This is a genomic window from Pseudonocardia sp. DSM 110487 (assembly GCF_019468565.1).
In the GTDB taxonomy this organism is placed as follows: domain Bacteria; phylum Actinomycetota; class Actinomycetes; order Mycobacteriales; family Pseudonocardiaceae; genus Pseudonocardia.
Genome location: NZ_CP080521.1, coordinates 1,729,622 through 1,745,752, shown reverse-complemented (window position 1 = coordinate 1,745,752; position 16,131 = coordinate 1,729,622). Strand labels below are relative to the sequence as shown.

Annotated in this window: 22 protein-coding genes and 1 tRNA gene; 11 read left to right on the top strand and 12 right to left on the bottom strand. The window is 71.8% G+C overall.

Features of this window, described 5'->3' with window-relative positions; genetic code table 11:
• The first annotated feature begins 73 nt into the window (after positions 1-73).
• From K1T35_RS07940 to K1T35_RS07925, 4 genes are all read left to right on the top strand, one after another.
• Positions 74-445 carry an STAS domain-containing protein gene (locus K1T35_RS07940; RefSeq protein ID WP_220259510.1) on the top strand — a complete coding sequence of 124 codons (372 nt, stop codon included), beginning with the start codon at positions 74-76 and terminating at the stop codon, positions 443-445.
• A 79-nt stretch (positions 446-524) separates the two neighbouring features.
• A complete protein-coding gene (locus K1T35_RS07935) occupies positions 525-965 on the top strand; it encodes an ATP-binding protein (RefSeq protein ID WP_220259509.1) in 441 nt (146 codons plus the stop codon).
• Complete coding sequence (locus tag K1T35_RS07930) at positions 962-1,741, top strand: SigB/SigF/SigG family RNA polymerase sigma factor (RefSeq protein WP_220259508.1); 780 nt, start codon at positions 962-964, stop codon at positions 1,739-1,741. The genes K1T35_RS07935 and K1T35_RS07930 overlap by 4 nt, the downstream gene beginning before the upstream one ends.
• A 44-nt stretch (positions 1,742-1,785) precedes the next feature.
• Complete coding sequence (locus K1T35_RS07925; protein ID WP_220259507.1) at positions 1,786-3,009, top strand: NAD(P)/FAD-dependent oxidoreductase; 1,224 nt, start codon at positions 1,786-1,788, stop codon at positions 3,007-3,009.
• A gap of 18 nt (positions 3,010-3,027) precedes the next feature.
• Here the strand turns inward: K1T35_RS07925 and K1T35_RS07920 are convergent, their stop codons facing one another.
• Positions 3,028-3,249, bottom strand: a complete 222-nt coding sequence (locus K1T35_RS07920) for a DUF3618 domain-containing protein (protein WP_220259506.1) — start codon at positions 3,247-3,249, stop codon at positions 3,028-3,030.
• 79 nt (positions 3,250-3,328) lie between these two features.
• On the opposite strand from K1T35_RS07920, the gene bcp reads away from it, so the two are divergent.
• Positions 3,329-3,796: a thioredoxin-dependent thiol peroxidase gene (bcp, locus tag K1T35_RS07915; protein ID WP_220259505.1), complete on the top strand. Its 468-nt coding sequence runs from the start codon at positions 3,329-3,331 to the stop codon at positions 3,794-3,796.
• Positions 3,797-3,834: 38 nt separating this feature from the next.
• Here bcp and K1T35_RS07910 read toward each other — a convergent pair whose 3' ends face one another.
• The 3 genes from K1T35_RS07910 to K1T35_RS07900 all read right to left on the bottom strand — a co-directional run bounded on the left by K1T35_RS07910 (position 3,835) and on the right by K1T35_RS07900 (position 6,689).
• Positions 3,835-4,383, bottom strand: coding sequence for a hypothetical protein (locus K1T35_RS07910; protein ID WP_220259504.1), 549 nt, complete (start codon positions 4,381-4,383; stop codon positions 3,835-3,837).
• Positions 4,384-4,449: 66 nt separating this feature from the next.
• Positions 4,450-5,772: a 6-phospho-beta-glucosidase gene (locus K1T35_RS07905; protein ID WP_220259503.1), complete on the bottom strand. Its 1,323-nt coding sequence runs from the start codon at positions 5,770-5,772 to the stop codon at positions 4,450-4,452.
• The gene (locus tag K1T35_RS07900) at positions 5,772-6,689 is read right to left on the bottom strand and encodes a DeoR/GlpR family DNA-binding transcription regulator (protein WP_220259502.1); all 918 of its coding nucleotides are present in this window, start codon (positions 6,687-6,689) and stop codon (positions 5,772-5,774) included. Before K1T35_RS07900 ends, K1T35_RS07905 begins: the two co-directional genes overlap by 1 nt.
• Positions 6,690-6,832: 143 nt before the next feature.
• Between K1T35_RS07900 and K1T35_RS07895 the strand changes: the two genes are divergently transcribed.
• The 4 genes from K1T35_RS07895 to K1T35_RS07880 all read left to right on the top strand — a co-directional run bounded on the left by K1T35_RS07895 (position 6,833) and on the right by K1T35_RS07880 (position 9,146).
• On the top strand, positions 6,833-7,975 hold the full coding sequence (locus tag K1T35_RS07895) for a carbohydrate kinase family protein (protein WP_370645326.1): 1,143 nt from the start codon (positions 6,833-6,835) through the stop codon (positions 7,973-7,975).
• A gap of 26 nt (positions 7,976-8,001) precedes the next feature.
• A complete protein-coding gene (locus tag K1T35_RS07890) occupies positions 8,002-8,364 on the top strand; it encodes an MmcQ/YjbR family DNA-binding protein (RefSeq protein WP_220259501.1) in 363 nt (120 codons plus the stop codon).
• 46 nt (positions 8,365-8,410) lie between these two features.
• Positions 8,411-9,106: an HNH endonuclease gene (locus tag K1T35_RS07885; RefSeq protein ID WP_220259500.1), complete on the top strand. Its 696-nt coding sequence runs from the start codon at positions 8,411-8,413 to the stop codon at positions 9,104-9,106.
• Positions 9,070-9,146, top strand: a tRNA-Leu gene (locus K1T35_RS07880). Before K1T35_RS07885 ends, K1T35_RS07880 begins: the two co-directional genes overlap by 37 nt.
• 4 nt (positions 9,147-9,150) lie before the next feature.
• Here the strand turns inward: K1T35_RS07880 and K1T35_RS07875 are convergent.
• Positions 9,151-9,843, bottom strand: coding sequence for a TVP38/TMEM64 family protein (locus K1T35_RS07875; RefSeq protein ID WP_255621691.1), 693 nt, complete (start codon positions 9,841-9,843; stop codon positions 9,151-9,153).
• Positions 9,844-9,935: 92 nt separating this feature from the next.
• Here K1T35_RS07875 and pcaC point away from each other — a divergent pair, with 92 nt between their 5' ends.
• Positions 9,936-10,334 carry a 4-carboxymuconolactone decarboxylase gene (pcaC, locus tag K1T35_RS07870; protein WP_220259499.1) on the top strand — a complete coding sequence of 133 codons (399 nt, stop codon included), beginning with the start codon at positions 9,936-9,938 and terminating at the stop codon, positions 10,332-10,334.
• 34 nt (positions 10,335-10,368) lie between these two features.
• Here pcaC and K1T35_RS07865 read toward each other — a convergent pair whose 3' ends face one another.
• The 4 genes from K1T35_RS07865 to rph all read right to left on the bottom strand — a co-directional run bounded on the left by K1T35_RS07865 (position 10,369) and on the right by rph (position 13,971).
• Positions 10,369-11,760: an FAD-binding oxidoreductase gene (locus K1T35_RS07865; protein ID WP_220259498.1), complete on the bottom strand. Its 1,392-nt coding sequence runs from the start codon at positions 11,758-11,760 to the stop codon at positions 10,369-10,371.
• 86 nt (positions 11,761-11,846) lie between these two features.
• Positions 11,847-12,584 carry a helix-turn-helix domain-containing protein gene (locus tag K1T35_RS07860; protein ID WP_220259497.1) on the bottom strand — a complete coding sequence of 246 codons (738 nt, stop codon included), beginning with the start codon at positions 12,582-12,584 and terminating at the stop codon, positions 11,847-11,849.
• 47 nt (positions 12,585-12,631) lie between these two features.
• A complete protein-coding gene (gene rdgB / locus K1T35_RS07855; protein WP_220259496.1) occupies positions 12,632-13,222 on the bottom strand; it encodes an RdgB/HAM1 family non-canonical purine NTP pyrophosphatase in 591 nt (196 codons plus the stop codon).
• A complete protein-coding gene (gene rph, locus K1T35_RS07850) occupies positions 13,219-13,971 on the bottom strand; it encodes a ribonuclease PH (RefSeq protein WP_220259495.1) in 753 nt (250 codons plus the stop codon). Before rph ends, rdgB begins: the two co-directional genes overlap by 4 nt.
• 57 nt (positions 13,972-14,028) lie before the next feature.
• Between rph and K1T35_RS07845 the strand changes: the two genes are divergently transcribed.
• On the top strand, positions 14,029-14,523 hold the full coding sequence (locus K1T35_RS07845) for a DUF2231 domain-containing protein (RefSeq protein ID WP_220259494.1): 495 nt from the start codon (positions 14,029-14,031) through the stop codon (positions 14,521-14,523).
• Positions 14,524-14,527: 4 nt separating this feature from the next.
• On the opposite strand, the gene K1T35_RS07840 is transcribed toward K1T35_RS07845, so the two are convergent.
• From K1T35_RS07840 to K1T35_RS07830, 3 genes are read right to left on the bottom strand one after another with little or no spacing between them, the layout of a single operon-like run.
• Positions 14,528-15,316, bottom strand: a complete 789-nt coding sequence (locus K1T35_RS07840) for an MBL fold metallo-hydrolase (protein WP_220259493.1) — start codon at positions 15,314-15,316, stop codon at positions 14,528-14,530.
• Between the two features lie 9 nt (positions 15,317-15,325).
• Positions 15,326-15,727: a hypothetical protein gene (locus tag K1T35_RS07835; RefSeq protein WP_220259492.1), complete on the bottom strand. Its 402-nt coding sequence runs from the start codon at positions 15,725-15,727 to the stop codon at positions 15,326-15,328.
• Entirely contained in the window at positions 15,720-16,082 is a 363-nt protein-coding gene (locus tag K1T35_RS07830) for a hypothetical protein (protein ID WP_220259491.1), read from the bottom strand. Before K1T35_RS07830 ends, K1T35_RS07835 begins: the two co-directional genes overlap by 8 nt.
• Positions 16,083-16,131: the final 49 nt, after the last annotated feature.

The window sequence follows — 16,131 nt, the reverse complement described above, 5'->3', positions numbered from 1 at the left end:
CTAAGCGGGTGACCCGCCGCTTGGCACCGGGAACGCGAGGTAGGGTCGGCCGTCCCGAGGGCGGAGGTGAGAGATGGGCGAGTCGAGCCGGCCCTGCTCCGAGTTCCTCGACACCTCCCTGACCCGGCCGTACCCGGATACGGCGGTCCTCACGGTGCGGGGCGAGATCGACACGCTCACCGCACCGGCGTTCACGGCCGCCACCGAGGAACTGCTCACCGCATCGGGTGAGGTTCTCGTGATGGACCTCACCGAGGTCCGGTTCCTCGCCTCGAGCGGCCTCGCGGTGCTGATCACCGCGGCACACCGGGCCGAGGACAGGGGCATCCGGTTGCGGCTGGTCATCGGCAACCGGGCGGTGCGCCGCCCGCTCGAGATCACCGGCACCGCCCCGCTGTTCGACCTGCACCCCGACACGGAGTCCGCATACGGGGGGCGCGATTGAACCCGCAAACACCAGATAGCAAGATGAAGCCGCCGGTGCGGTTGACCGCACCCGACTGACCGGAAGGAGACCCGGCAGCGTGTCCGACCTGGACTCCCCCTCGCCCGCCGACGCACTCGACGGGGCATCGACCGTGGAGGTCCGGACGTCGGCGAGCGCCGCGCTGATCCCGACCATCCGCGCGGTCGCCTCCGACCTGGCCGCACGGGCCGACTTCGACCTCGACGCCATCTCCGACCTGCGGATGGCCGTGGACGAGGCCTGCGCCACGCTCGTCGATGTCGCCGCCCCCACCTCGTGGCTGCGGTGCACGTTCCTGGTGCGCCCCGAGCGCATCGAGGTGCACGCGGAGGTGCAGACGAAGCACTCCGAGGCGGTGGTCTCCACCGACACCTTCGGCTGGCGCGTGCTGCAGACCCTCGCCGACGAGGTCACCGTCCACCACGAGCCCGGTCGCGACGACGCAGCGCCCACGGTGGGCATCCGGTTGGACAAGCGCTCCGGCGACGTGATGCGGTGACCCGAGCAGACCCCGAGTACGGACACCTCTCGCCCCTTCTCGAACGCTATGCAGCACTGCCGGCCGACCACCCGGACCGGGAGAAGCTGCGGGACGAGCTGGTTCGGGGGTTCCTCCCGGTGGCCCAGCACATCGCTCGCCGCTTCTCCAACCGCGGCGAGCCGCTCGACGACCTCATCCAGGTCGCCACGGTCGGGTTGATCAATGCGATCGACCGCTACGCGCCCGACCGCGGCACCGACTTCTTCTCGTTCGCCGTGCCCACCATCAGCGGCGAGGTCCGGCGCCACTTCCGGGACCTCGGCTGGTCGATGCGCGTCCCGCGGCGGCTCAAGGACCTGCACGTCTCGATCAACAGCGCGGTGTCGGAGCTGTCACAGAGCCTCGGCCGCGCGCCCAAGCCCACCGAGATCGCCGAGCGCCTCGGGGTGCCCGTCTCCGAGGTGCTGGAGGGCCTGGAGGCTTCCGAGGCGTACCGCAGCTCGTCGCTGGACGAGATGCTCTCCTCCGAACAGGGCAGCGCCACCGTCGGCGAGCTGGTGGGCGAGGCCGACGCCGAGCTCGACCGCGTCGACTTCCGGCAGGCGTTGCGCCCCGTACTCGCCGAGCTCGCCGAACGCGAGCGCACGATCGTGCTGCTGCGGTTCTTCGGCAACATGACCCAGACCCAGATCGCCGATCGGGTCGGCATCTCGCAGATGCACGTGTCCCGGCTGCTGGCACAGACCCTCGACCGGCTGCGCACCCGACTGGACCCCGAGACCCGCGTCGGCTGACCGCTGCGACACAATCGCTCGCGGGGCGCTGGAGGGGGAACATCGTGACCGGTCAGCCGGAACACGTGGTGATCGTCGGTGCCGGGCTGGGTGGATTGCGCACGGCACAGCAGCTGCGGTCGGCCGGGCTGCAGGGCCGGATCAGCCTCGTCGGTGCCGAATCACGCCTGCCGTACGACCGGCCGCCGCTGTCCAAGCAGCTGCTCACCGGGGAGTGGGGCCCCGAGCGCACCGGGCTTGCCGAGCCCGACACGTTCGACGAGCTCGGCGTCCGCACCCACCTCGGCAACCCGGCCGTGGCCCTGCGCCCCGGCGACCGGGGCCACGAGCTGGAGCTCGCCGATGGGGCCGCACTGCACGCCGACGCCGTCGTGATCGCCACGGGGCTGGTCGCGCGCGAGTTCCCGGACCAGCCCGCGCAGGTGCACACCCTGCGCACCCTCGACGACGCGCTCGCCCTGCGGGCCACGCTGGAGACGGCCGGCTCACTCCTCGTCGTCGGGGCCGGGTTCATCGGGGCCGAGGTGGCAAGCTCGGCCCGCACGCGCGGCGTCACCGTCACGGTGGTGGAGGCGCTCGACGTGCCCGCGGTCCACGCGCTCGGGCCGCAGGTGGGGCGGCTCGCCGGCCGACTGCTCATCGAGGGCGAGGTCGAGCTGCACACCGGCGCCAAGATCACGCGCTTCGTGGAGGAAACGGACGGGGTGACGGTCGAGCTCGCCGACGGCAGGCAGCTCGGCGCGAATGCCGCCGTCGTCGGGATCGGCGGGGTTCCGCGGCTGGACTGGCTGGCCGGCACCGGCGTCGATACGTCCCGCGGCATCCCCTGCGGCGACACGGGCCGGGTCCACGGCCTGGAAGGCGTATGGGCCGTCGGCGACGTTGCGTCGTGGGACGACCCGGTGACCGGCGCCCGGCACCGCCACGAGCACTGGACGAGCGCGGGCGACCAGGCCGCCGTCGTGGCCAGGGACGTCCTGGCGGCCCCGCCCCCGCAACCGGCGGTGCCCTACTGCTGGTCCGACCAGTTCGGGCTCAAGATCCAGATCCTGGGGCGGCCGGAGCTGGGCGAGGAGGTAGTGCCGCTGCACGGCACCGGCCTCGACAGCGGCCCCGTGCGCGGCACGGTGGCCGCGTACGTCGCGGGCGACCGGGTGATGGCGGTGACGGGCTTCGGCGCCGCCCGCCTGGTGGCCCGCTACCGCCCCCTGGTCGCCGCGGGCGCCCCATTGGCAGAGGCGCGCGCCATGGCGGCGACGCTTACCTGAGCGCACCGATTCCGGGGCTCAGCGGAACAGCTTGCGGAGCAGAGCGAACACGAGCAGGGCGCCGATGGCCATCAGGCCGTAGCGGATCCGCGGGTCAGCCAGGCGGTGCTCCACGCTCTCCTTGCCGGCCGCCACCAGGTGCTTCGGATGAGCCCGCTCCGAGAGCTCGTCGAGGCTGTCCGCGAGCGCGTCCCTTGCCTGCTCGATCTCGCGCTGGATGGTGTCCGGGTCGCGGGGCACGACGCCTCCTGGGGCTGCGGTCGACTGTCTTGCGGAGGGTGCCACCGTAGATCAGCGGCTGAGGTGCCAGTATCGCGGCATGACCACCCGTCTGGCCCCCGGCGACACGGCTCCCGACTTCACCCTTCCCGACGCGGACGGCAAGCCCGTGTCCCTCTCCGACTACCGCGGCCGCCGGGTGATCGTGTACTTCTACCCGGCCGCCAGCACGCCCGGCTGCACGAAGCAGGCCTGCGACTTCCGCGACAACCTGGCCGAGCTGGGCGACGCGGGCCTCGACGTCATCGGGATCTCGCCCGACAAGCAGGCGAAGCTCGTGAAGTTCCGCGAGACGGAGGGCCTCACGTTCCCGCTGCTCTCCGACGTCGACAAGGAGGTGCTCACCGCATGGGGCGCCTTCGGGGAGAAGCAGATGTACGGCAAGACGGTCACCGGTGTCATCCGGTCGACGTTCGTGGTGGGCCCTGACGGGAAGATCGAGCAGGCGTTCTACAACGTGCGCGCCACCGGGCACGTCGCGAAGCTGCGCAAGGACCTCGCGGTCTGAGCACCACGAGGCCGACCACCGCTCGCCGGCGCCGACCTTCAGGTCCTGGCCCGCATCGCCTCCCGCACGACCTCGGCAACCGAGGGGTCCAGTGCCGCCTCCCGGAGGAGCCGTGCGACGTCCCGGGCCTCCGCCGTGTCCGGGTGGGTGGCGCCGAGCCTGCGGGACAGGCTCCCGATGTTCCGCTCGGCGATCAGGCCGGCCTCCGCGAAGCGGTCGAGACGGGCGAGGACGGAGATCAACGCGCGGCGACGCGTGACGGTCCTCGGGTGATCGAAGCCGGGGAACAGCTCGTCCCACTCCAACAGCCTGCGAAGGAGCGGGGCGAGCTCCTCCCACCGGCCGGCCCGCAGGTGCCGCCGGGCCCGGTCGTACAGGCTGACGGCCTCGACGGCGGCGATACCGGCCTGCACGCACCCGTAGGCGAACCCCCCGCCTGCGGTGGCGAGGACGACGACGAACACCAGCGGGTCCGCACCGACGGCTTCCAGGGCCTTCATCCCCAGGCCCATCACGACAACGCCGACCGCGAACCCGAGTGCTCCACCGACGACGTTCTCGACGGCCTTGCGCCTCCGCTCCCCCACCGTGCCCACCTCCTCGGTCGTCCACCGGTGGTGACGACCCGATGAGGGCGGCCGGGGTTGGGGGGCCTACTCGAAGATCTCGGCGATTCCGGGAAGCTGCGCGCGGTAGCCGTCGAGGAGCCGCTGCGCCACGCCCACCGAGTCGACGAGCGGGTGCTGGGCGAACGCGCGCAGCGCCAGCGCATCCGACCCGGTGACGGCAGCTTCGATGGTGTCCTGCTCCACCGCCTTGACCTGCTGCAACAGGCCTAGCATCGCGCCGGGCAGCGGGGTGGTGGCCAGCGGCGTGACGCCGTGCGGGCCCACCAGGCAGGGCACCTCCACCACCGCCTCGGCAGGCAGCCCGGGCACGGCGGCACCGTTGCGGACGTCGAGGATCATCGTGCGCGGCTCCCCGCCGGACAGCGCCGCCATCAGCTCGAGCGCCACCTGCTGGTAGCCACCGGCTGCGACGTCCTCGGTCGCGCGTTCGCCCGCGCCGCTCGCCTCCCGGCTCTCGGCCATGTAGCTGGCGTCGCGCTCTGCGCGCACCCGCGTCCAGCGCTCCAGGGCACCCGCGGGGTCGGCCGCGGTGTCGGCGTAGAACCGCTCCTGCTGGGCGAGCAGGTACTCCCCGCGCGTGCTCTCGGCGCCGCCGATCGACGCCACCGCCTCGCGGTTGCGGTAGAAGTAGTAGAGGTACTCGTTGGGCAGCGCCCCGATGGCGCGCACCCAGTCGGCACCCACGAGCCGCGCCTCCTCGATGGACGCGAGCACGGCGTCGTCGGCCAGCAGGTCGGGCAGCCGGTCCACCCCGTCCACGCGAAGCCCGCGCAGCCAGCCCAGGTGGTTGAGCCCGACGTAGTCGACGACGCGCTCACCCGCCGGCAACCCCAGAGCCCGAGCGGCCCGGTTCACCAGCCCGATCGGCGAGTCGCAGATGCCCACCACGCGCTCGCCGAGCACCCGCTGCATGGCCTCGGTGATCATGCCGGCGGGGTTGGTGAAGTTGATGACCCACGCGTCCGGCGCCACCGCGGCCACCCGCTCGGCGACGCGCAGCGCGACCGGCACCGTCCGCAGGCCGTAGGCGATCCCGCCCGGCCCGGTGGTCTCCTGGCCCAGCACACCGCACGACAGCGCCACGCGCTCGTCCACGGTGCGGCCGGCGAGCCCGTCCACCCGTATCGCGGAGAACACGAACCGGGCGTCGGCCACTGCGTCGTCGAGGTCGGTGGTGGCACGCACGGCAGGACCGCCCCCGACCTGCTCGAGAACGGCCTGGATCGCCGCGAGCCGCCCGGGCGCGACGTCGTGCAGGACCACCTCGCTGATCGGGGACGAGTCCCCGAGCGACTGGTAGACCAGTGGCACCCGGAACCCGCCACCGCCGAGGATCGTGAGTTTCATCAGCTCCACGCGCCGGGAGTCCGGTGCGTAGATCGGCGGATCCAGGTTTCCGCCGTATGCGCCGGCGGGCCGTCCTCGTACCGGGCGTACTCGGGCGGTTCGCCGGTGCGCACAGCGGGGAGCTGGGCCGTCCAGGTACGTGGTGGACTCCCGGCGCGGGGCGCCACCAGCCGGATCTCCGTCCCGGCCGCGGCGCACGCCGCGAGTGTGGCGTTGTCGGCGCCCTCGTTGGTGACGATCACGTCGACCTGCTCTGGCCCGCACACGGTGAGCAGTCCGGTGCCGGGGAACTTGCCGCGGTCGGCCACCACCACGGTCTGTTCGGCCGCATCGATCATCGCCCGCTTGACCGGCACCTCGACGAGCGTGGAGTCGCGCACCTGGCCGTCACGCGCGATGCCGCTGGTGCCGAGGAACAGCCGGTGGGCGCGCACCTCGCGCAGTGCCTGCTCGGTGAGCATCCCGACGAGCGAGTGGTAGTTGCGCCGCAGGATGCCGCCGAGCACGAGCAGCTCGACGGCTGGGTCGTCGCGCAGCTCGTCGACGACCGCGAGGCTGCTCGTGATCACCGTGATCCGCCTGCCCCGCAAGGCCCTCGCGAGCCGCGCGGTCGTGGTGCCGATGTCGATCAGCACCACCTCACCGTCACCGACGAGCTCGGCCGCCGCCCGCGCGACGCGTTCCTTGTCGCCTGCGGCCACGGTGGCCACCTGCGCGAACGGCACCGGGTCGTCGTCAGGGACACACCCGGCACCACCCCGCACGCGGCGCAACGCGCCGTCGGCGTCGAGCGACTGCAGGTCGCGCCGGATCGTCGACGGGCTCACACCGAGGTTCTCGGCCAGCGCCTCCACGGAGACCACGCCGGAGGACCGCACCAGGCGGAGGATCTCCCCGTGACGCGTCGCCGGAAGCACGCGCACACCGTAACGCAGCAACGAGCACCCGAACAGCCACGAGTGAGCAGTTCTGAGCAACTTCGCGCACAGATGGTTGCCATCTGCGCAGCCCACCCGGCAGGATCCGGGCAGGCGAGCCGACGGACAGGTGGTGCAGGCAAGTGACCAGCGCGATCGTGGAGACCCCCCACGAGCCCGTGTTGTGGGATCCGCTCGCCGACCTGCGCGACGCCGACTCCCCGGCCGTCGACGTCTTCATGTCCGGCACGGTGTTCCTCGACATCGTGTTCACCGGGCTGCCCTCGGCCCCGGCCGCGGGCACGGAGGTGTGGGCCTCCGGCATGGCCTCCTGCCCCGGCGGCATCGCCAACCTCGCGGTGGCCGCCGCCCGGTTGGGCCTGCGCACGAGCCTCGCAGCGGGCTTCGGTGACGACGTCTACGCCGACTTCCTCTGGCAGACACTGGCCGACCAGGAGCGCGTCGACCTCTCCCGGTCCCGCCGCTTCGCCGAGTGGCACTCCCCCGTCACCGTCTCAATGGCCGTGCAGCGCGACCGCAGCATGGTCACCCACGGCCACGAGCTGCCGATCAGCGCCGACGAGCTCATCGGCGCGCCCCCGCGGTGCCGCGCCGTGATCACCAGCATCGGCGAGGGCGTCACCGCCCCCGTCCTCCCGTCGTGGGTGGCGCGGTCCCGGCAGGACGGCGCGCTCGTCTTCGCCGACGCCGGGTGGGATCCCACCGGTGCATGGGACCCCCTCCTGCTGCGCACGCTCGCGGGCTGCGACGCGTTCATGCCCAACGCCGTCGAGGCCATGCACTACACCCGCACGGACAGCCCACGAGCCGCGCTGCGCGCGCTCGCCGAGCACGTCCCGCTCGCGGTCGTCACGCTGGGTGCGGAGGGCGCCATCGCCATCGACGGCGTCACCGGCGAGAAAGCGGAGGTGCCCGCACTTCCCGTCGACGCGCTGGACCCCACCGGGGCGGGCGACGTCTTCGGGGCGGCGCTCGTGATGGGCACCATCGCCGGCTGGCCCCTCGAACACCGGCTGCGGTTCGCCGGGGTATCGGCGGCGCTGGCCGTCCACGAGTTCGGGGGCTCCCTCGCCGCCCCCGGCTGGGGCGACATCGGCGACTGGTGGCGACGCACCCGCGCATGCGCCGCCGAGGGAAACCCCCGGTCCGTCGAGCTCGCAGGCCGCTACGGATTCCTCGATGACCTCGTGCCACGCACGCACGTCTGCGGCGTGCGGCGGGCCGCTGCCACGATCGCCCGCCACTCCGATGTCACCCGGCCCTAGGATCTCGCGTCGGAGGAGGGGGTTTGGTGGCCACCGACGACGACGTGCGCCGGATCGCGCTCGCGCTGCCCGGCGTCGAGGAGATCCCGAGCGATGGCTTCGACTTCCGCGTCGGGAACAAGGGCTTCGTGTGGTCCTACCCCGAGCGCGAGCCCGGCAGGCGGCGCGTGATCCGCACCGACGTCGCCGTGCTGTACGTCGGCGACGAGGCGGAGAAGCAGGCGCTGCTGCTGGGCGAGCCCGAGCTGTTCTTCACGCACCCGAGCTACGACGGCCTGCCGCTGGTGATGGTGTGGCTTAAGCGCGTCGATCTGCCACGGCTGGAGGAACTGATCCTCGACGCCTGGCGCATGCGTGCGCCTGCGGAGCTGACCGACCGCTTGATCTAGCACTGCTTGTGGACAACTCGCGATCTTCACGACAGCCTACGAACGCATGTTCGATAGCGTCGGGATCATGCCCCGAGCGCGGAGTTGGACGGACGAGCAGCTCAAAGCCGCCGTGGCGGCGAGCCGGACGCTCAGTGAGGTGTGGCGCCGGCTCGGGCTTCACCCAGGCAAGTACGACTTGCTCCGAAGACACATCGCGCGCCTTGGGCTGGATGCGTCGCACATCCCGTTTTCCGCCGAGGGTGTACGGCAACACCGGCGCTCCTGGTCGCTGGAGGATCTCGCGGAGGCGGTGGCAGCGAGCGACTCGGTGTCCGAGGTGAGCCGACGTCTGGGATACACGCCAAACGGTGGCGTGCATCGCATGATCGTTGGCCACATCCGGACATCAGGCTTGGACACGTCGCACTTCACGGGCACTCGATGGGCACGAGGTCTGAGACGTCCGAAGATCCCGTTGGAGGAGATCCTCGTTCGACGGTCCACGTACCGCGGCAACTCGAACCTGCGCAAGCGCCTCATCGAGGCGGGGCTGCTTGCACCGAAGTGCGCCGAGTGCGGCATCACCAGATGGCAGGGCAAGCCGCTGCCTCTGCACCTTGATCACATCAACGGTGACCACACCGACAACCGGCTCGAGAACCTCCGTATCCTGTGCCCGAACTGCCACGCCATCACCGACACCTGGTGCCGGCGTAACAGGAAGCCGGCGTACTCCAACTGGCAGAGAGGCGGCGCTTAGAACGCCGACAGTGTGGGTTCGAATCCCATCGCCGGCACCACCGACTACGCGGGGCTCCCCACCTGGGGCTCCGCGTCTCCACCGGCCGTGGCGACTGGCGCACTCGCTGGTCGCCGGGCCGCGATCAGCGCCCCTGTGAGCCCGACGGCACCCGAGCACACCGAGACCAGCAGCATCGCCGGGTGCGGGTTGCCACCCACCGCGGCATCGCCGAGGATCACGATCCCGATCGTCCCGGGCAGGACACCCAGCACCGTGCCCAGCAGGTAGGGCACGAAGCGCACGCCCGACAGCGCAGAGGCGTAGTTCATCGCCGAGAACGGCACGGCCGGGATCAGGCGCAGCGACACCATCGCGAGGAGACCGTTGCGGTCCAGCCGGGCGCGCACCCACGTCATGACGCGGTGGTCGGCGTGCCGGCGGACGAACCGGCCGCCCATCAGCCTGACCAGCCAGAACGCGACGCCAGCTGCAAGCGAGGTGCCCGCCACGGCGAGCGCAACGCCCGCGATCCCGCCGAACAGCACGCCGGCCGCCACCGTGAACACCGTGCGCGGGACCGGCGTGACCGTGACCATGCCCTGCAACAGCACGAACAGCAGCGGCGCCCAGAGGCCAGCAGCCTGCACGGCCGTGCGGACGTCCAGCAGGTCGGTGCCGGTCTGGAACAGCAGGAAGACGATCACAACGCCCACGAGCACGCCAATGCCCATGGCGGCGATCCGTCCCCAGCTCACTCGACCGAAGGTACCGGCGTCCGAAACCGCGGCACGGGAAGGGTGGCGCTCGACACCGCTCGTTCACCTCAGCGGCAGCTACGGTGCGGTGCGTGACCACGGAGCAGCCCACCCTCGACCTCGACCCCGACGGCCTCGCCGTGCGCCGCGAGGTGCTCGGGGCCGACCACGTCGACGCCGCGATCGCCCGCGCAGACGCCGTCACGGCCGACTTCCAGGAGCTGATCACCCGGTACGCGTGGGGCGGCATCTGGACCCGTCCCGGCCTCGACCGGCGGATGCGCAGCGCCATCACCCTCACCGCGCTCATCGCCCACGGCCACTACGCCGAGCTGGAGATGCACCTGCGCGCCGCCCTGCGCAACGGCCTCACCCGCGAGGAGATCGTCGAGGTGCTGCTGCAGAGCGCGATCTACTGCGGCGTCCCCGCCGCCAACTCCGCGTTCGCCGTCGCCCGCCGGGTACTGGCCGAACCCGACCCGACCGACTGAGCGGAGCTTGCGGAGCGAACATCGGCACTGAGCACTACCCGGGCGGGATGTTGGCGTTCATGCGGAAGAAGTTCGTGGGGTCGTACCTGGCCTTGAGCGCGGTCAGCCGGGCCCACTGGACATCGGTGTAGGCCTGTCGCACGCGCTCGGCCGCGTCGTCGCCGGTGAAGTTCACGTAGACGCCACGACTGTAGGGCTCCAGCGCGGAGAAGAGCTTGCGTACCCACCCGATGTGGCGGTCGGCGTCGCCGACTTCCTCGGGCAGCCACGACGCCACGACGTTGAGGTCATGGCAGGCGTCCCGGTAGGGGAAGGCGGTCGATTCCTCGGGCGTCCTTGCCACGGCGCCGCCGAGGCAGAAGATCGGAATCGCCGACAGCGGTGACGTGACCTGCTCAGCGTGCTCGACGACCACGTCGATGATCTCGTCGGAAAGCGGGCCCAGCTTGTGGGCCTTCCAGTAGTAGTGCCGGCCGTGGGGGTATGCGGCGTCGAACATCTTCTGGTGGGCGACGTACGGCTTGGTCGTCAATGCGTCGAGCGCGGGGCTGCCGAGCTGCCGGATCGGCCCCAGCACGTCGCGCCCGTCGTCGGCCGGTCCGGCGTAGGTGACGATCAAGGCGACGATCGGCTTGCCGTGTAGCTCTTCGGGCACGATCGGCAGCGACGGGGCCAACCGCAGGTTGGCCATCATGCCCACCTCGTCGGGCGCCTCGGCCATGAACTCCCGGAGGAACCGCAGGACCTTCGGAGCCTTGTCCATGGGCCATGCCACCATCCCGGCCAGCACGGTCGGGCCGAGGGGTTGCAGTTCGAAGGTGAAGCTGGTCACGATGCCGAAGTTGCCGCCCCCGCCCCGCAACGCCCAGTACAGCTCCGGGTGCTCCAGTTCGCTGGCCACGACGAACTCCCCGTCGGCGGTGACCACATCGCAGGACCGGAGGCGGTCGATGGCGAGGCCGAGCTTGCGCATCAGGTGACCGAGCCCGCCGCCAAGGGTCAGGCCACCCATCCCGGTGTGGCTGACGATTCCGCCCGTGGTGGCCAACCCGAATGCCTGGCTCTCCCGGTCGAGGTGGGCGGTGAGACAACCGCCTTGCAGCTGGATGGTGCGCGCAAGTGGATCGACCCGCGATCCGGTCATGGCGGAGAGGTCGATGACGACCCCGCCGTCACAGATGGCATGGCCTGCCACGGCGTGCCCACCGCCCCGCACGGACGCCGGCAGGTCGTTGTCGCGGCAGAAGCGCACGGCGGCCATGACATCGGCGGCGCCTCGGCAACGGGCGATCAGGGCCGGCCGCCGTTGCACGTGCCCGTTCCAGATCTGGCGGGCGGTGTCGAAGCCCGCCTCCTGAGGCTGGATCACTTCGCCGGCGAAGTTCGCCGTCAGCGTCTCGATGTTGGCGCCCTCGATCGTCGTCATTTCGCACCTCCTGGTGTGCGCGGATCGTGACGCCGATGGCTGCGCCCAGGAAGTGCAAAGTCTGAACCCGAGCCGGCCGCAGAGGCTCAGGTGGGAGTGTCGGCCAGCTCGGGGACAGGCTCGTGCCGGGTCGATCCGTCGTAGCCCGCCCGCGGGTCGTCGGCCGCCCATCCGTGCCGGTTCCAGGTCGGAAGCGCCCTGGCCAGCTCCGGGGATCCCGTCACCTCGATCGCCCCGGAGCGCAAGGCGTCGCGCCACTGGATCTGCCCCATGTGCCAGCGGACGAACGCCTGCGGATCATGGACGACGACGATGAGTTCCTCTTCGCCGCCCGGATGCTTCAGGCAGTACTCGACGTCGCGCGCCTCGATTAGCAGCCAGCTCCTACGGGCGGGACCCGGCAGCGTCGGATACTCGAAGCGGATCACCACCCGGCGCCGCGGGAGTCGGTCGCGGTCCAGGAAGAAGCTCGCCCACGCCCACAGCACCACGCCTGGATGGGCGTGTTCGGGCTTCAGCTCCGCCCACCTTCGACCCCAGCGCTCGAGCACCAACATGAGCTCCGAGAGCTCCCGGCCCGCCTGCGTGGGCTCGTAGATCGAGCCATGGCCGTCGGGCTTGGGACGGATCTCGATGATCCCGGCGCGCTCCAGCTCCCGCAGTCGTTTGGACAGCAGTCCACGAGACAGCCCGGGGGCACCGTCGGCGATCTCGTTGAAGGTCTGGAAGCCGACGAGGATGTTGCGGAGGATGATCATGGTCCAGCGCTCGCCCAGCAGCTCCGACGACCGCGCGATCGGGCAGTACTGCCCGTAGGTCCTCATCCCCCACAGCGTGCCACCGCGTCCATGAACGAGGAAGCGTCCCGGATTCAGGTCAGGGCGTGCAGGTGGGGCAGGAGGGCGCGCATGGCGCGGCCGCGGTGGGAGGCGGCGTCCTTCTCCTCGGGGGTGAGCTCCGCGGAGGTGCGCTCCTCGCCGTCCGGCACGAAGATCGGGTCGTAGCCGAAGCCGCCGGAGCCGCGGGGCGCCCGCACGATCCGCCCGGGCCACTCGCCGTGCACCACGGTCTCCGGCCCGCCCGGCACCACCAGCGCCGCCGCGCAGACGAACGCGGCTCCGCGCCGCTCGTCGGGCACGTCGGCGAGCTGGCCCAGCAGCAGCTCGAGGTTGGCGAGGTCGTCGCCGTGGCGACCGCACCAGCGCGCCGACAGCACGCCGGGCATTCCGTTCAGCGCCTCGACGGCGAGTCCCGAGTCGTCAGCCACGGACGGGAGGCCGGTGGCGGCCGCGGCGTCGCGCGCCTTCGCGAGCGCGTTCTCGGCGAACGTGGCGCCCGTCTCGGGGGCCTCCGGGAACTCCGGCACGTCGGCGAGCCCCAGCACCTCGAACGGGCCGTCGGCGAGCATCCGGCGCAGCTCGGCGAGCTTGCCCGGGTTGCGGGTGGCGAGCAGGGCCTTCACGAGCGCCCCGGCAGGTCGCGGGGGTAGGGCTGTGCCAGCACCTCGGACTGCAGGTCCGACAGCTGCCGGATGCCGGCGAGCGCGATGTCGAGCATCGTGTCGAGCGTGCTGCGGGTGAACGTGGCGCCCTCACCGGTGCTCTGCACCTCGATGAGCGTGCCGGTGTCGGTGGCGACGACGTTCGCGTCCACCTCGGCGCGGGAGTCCTCCTCGTACGGCAGGTCGAGCCGCACCCGCCCGTCCACCACCCCGACGCTGATGGCCGCGACCTGGCAGGACAGTGGCTTCGGGTCGGCCAGCGCACCGTGGCTGCCGAGCCAGGTGACGGCGTCGGCGAGCGCGACGTAGGCACCGGTGATCGCGGCCGTGCGGGTGCCGCCGTCGGCCTGGATGACGTCGCAGTCGAGGGCGATGGTGTTCTCGCCGAGCGCAGCCAGGTCGATGCACGCGCGCAGCGAGCGGCCGATCAGCCTGCTGATCTCGTGCGTGCGGCCGCCGATGCGGCCCTTCACCGACTCGCGGTCACTGCGGGTGTTGGTGGCCGAGGGCAGCATCGCGTACTCCGCGGTGACCCATCCGAGGCCGGAGCCCTTGCGCCAGCGCGGAACGCCCTCCGCGACGCTCGCCGCGCACAGCACCTTCGTGTCGCCGAACTCGACGAGCACCGAGCCCGCCGGGTGCTTCTGGAAGCCCCGGGTGATCGTCACCGGGCGGAGCTCGTCGTCGGACCTGCCGTCTGCGCGTGTCACGCGGCCACCCTATGACCCCGGCTGAACCCGACGCCGCGGCCGCCCGTTGGACAGGACATGTGGGTCATCGACGGCATCCCGCTGCATCCGCTCGTCGTCCATGCCGTGGTCGTCCTGCTGCCGCTCGCGGCGCTGGGCGCCGTCGTGATCGCGGTACGACGCTCGTGGCGGCGTTCGTTCGGCATCCCCGTCCTGCTCATCGCCCTTGCCGGCGTCGCGGCGATCCCGATGGCCACCAGCACCGGCTCAGAGTTGTATACCGCCCTCGATGTCCAGAACCCGGTGCTCGATATCCACATGCAGCGCGCCTCGTGGCTCCTGCCGGTCGCGCTCGCGTTCCTCGTCCTGCTGGGCAGCGCCGTGCTCACCGAGCTCGCGGCTGTACGGGCCGAGGTGGGCGCGCATGCCGCGCCGGCTGCCACCCCCACCCGCTATCGCGTGGCCACCGGGCTCTCGGCGGTGGCTGCGCTCACGGGCCTCGCGACCGCCGCCATCGTGGTGTTGGTCGGGCACGCCGGATCGATGGCCGTCTGGCAGGGAATCGGCCAGTAGTCAGTCAGATCTCGTACGCGCAGTCGGGGGCGACGAGCTCCACCGGCCCGTCGAACGCGGCCTTGGCCTCGGCGAGCAGCTCCTCCCCGTCGAACCATGCCGGCACGTGGGTGATGAGCAGCCGCCCGGCCCCGGCCGCCGCGGCGTGCTCGCCCGCCTGCCGCCCGGACAGGTGCACCCCGGTGGGCGGCTCGTCCGCCCACTCCGGCATGACGTGCGGCCATGTGGCCTCGCACAGCAGCACGTCGGCGCCGCGCGCGAGTTCCACGAGCGCTGTGCACGGACCGGTGTCGCCGCTGTAGACGAGGCTCCGCCCACCCGCGTCGACACGCAGGCCGTAGGCCTCACAGAGGTGGTCGACGCGCCGGGCCGTGAGCGTGACCGCGCCGACGTCGGACGTCCCGCCGTCGGTGAGTGCGTGGAAGGTGAACACGTCGGTGAGGTCGGTCTCGGCCCGCTCGGCGGCCGAGGGCGCGTACGCCGCGGCGAACCGATCGGGTGCCTCGGCGGGGGCGTGCACCGGAAGTGGCCGGGCGGCCGGGTCGTACGGCGGGCGCGGGTGATAGCGGCGGTGCACCACGAGCGACGTGAAGTCGGCGCAGTGGTCGGGATGCAGGTGGGAGAACGCGACGGCGTCGAGCTCCCACGGGTCGACGTGGCGCTGCAGGGCGCCGAACGTGCCGTTGCCCATGTCGAGTGCGAGGCACGCGTCCCCGGCCTCGACGAGGTACCCGGATGCCGGCGAGCCCGGCCCCGGCCCGCTGCCCGAGCATCCGAGCACGATCAGCCGCATGAGGTGAAACTAGCGGGCACGCGTGTGCCGCAGCCACCACAAGCCGATGAGCGGGAGCACGAGCGGCACGAACCCGTAGCCGCGCCCGTACACCGACCAGACGGTGTCGTCGGGGAAGTCGCCACTGTCGAACACGGTGAACGTACCGACGGTGAGCACGCCGACCAGCTCGAACACCACGGCTGCCCACGCGAGCCCGCGCGCGACGGGGCCGCGACCGGCGAGCCCGATCGTGGCGAGGATGTAGACGACACCGGCGAGCGCCGACAGCAGGTACGGCACCGGTGCCTCGCCGAACCGGGTGGCGATCTGCACGCCGGCTCGCGCCGTGGCCGACAGCGCGAACACCCCGTACACGGCGATCAGCACCCGCCCTGGGCCGGACGACGTCGCGCGGGCCGCCTCAGGCACCGGTGACCCAGAGCCCCTGCAGCCGCCAGACCGCGACGGCCGTGGCGATCGCGCCGACCGCGACGACGGCCCCACCCCACCGGGTGGGCTCCGCGGTCGCGAACTGCGTGGCGATCGGCAGCACGCACACGGAGACGACGAGGTAGATGAGGAACGTGGTGGTCTCGGGCAGCGCGGTGCCGCCGAAGACCCGCACCGCACCGATCGCAGCCTCGATCACCAGGAGCGCAACGGCCACTCCCACCGCGCGCTTGGTCCACACGTCCGGGGGCCGGTTCAGCACGGTGAGGACCACGCCGTAGACCGCGAGCGCCACGAGCGCCACCTGTACCACGACGACGAGAGCGCCGATCACGCCGCGACGCTACCCGAGCCCGACTCGGGCGCTCTCACACCCCGCGAGT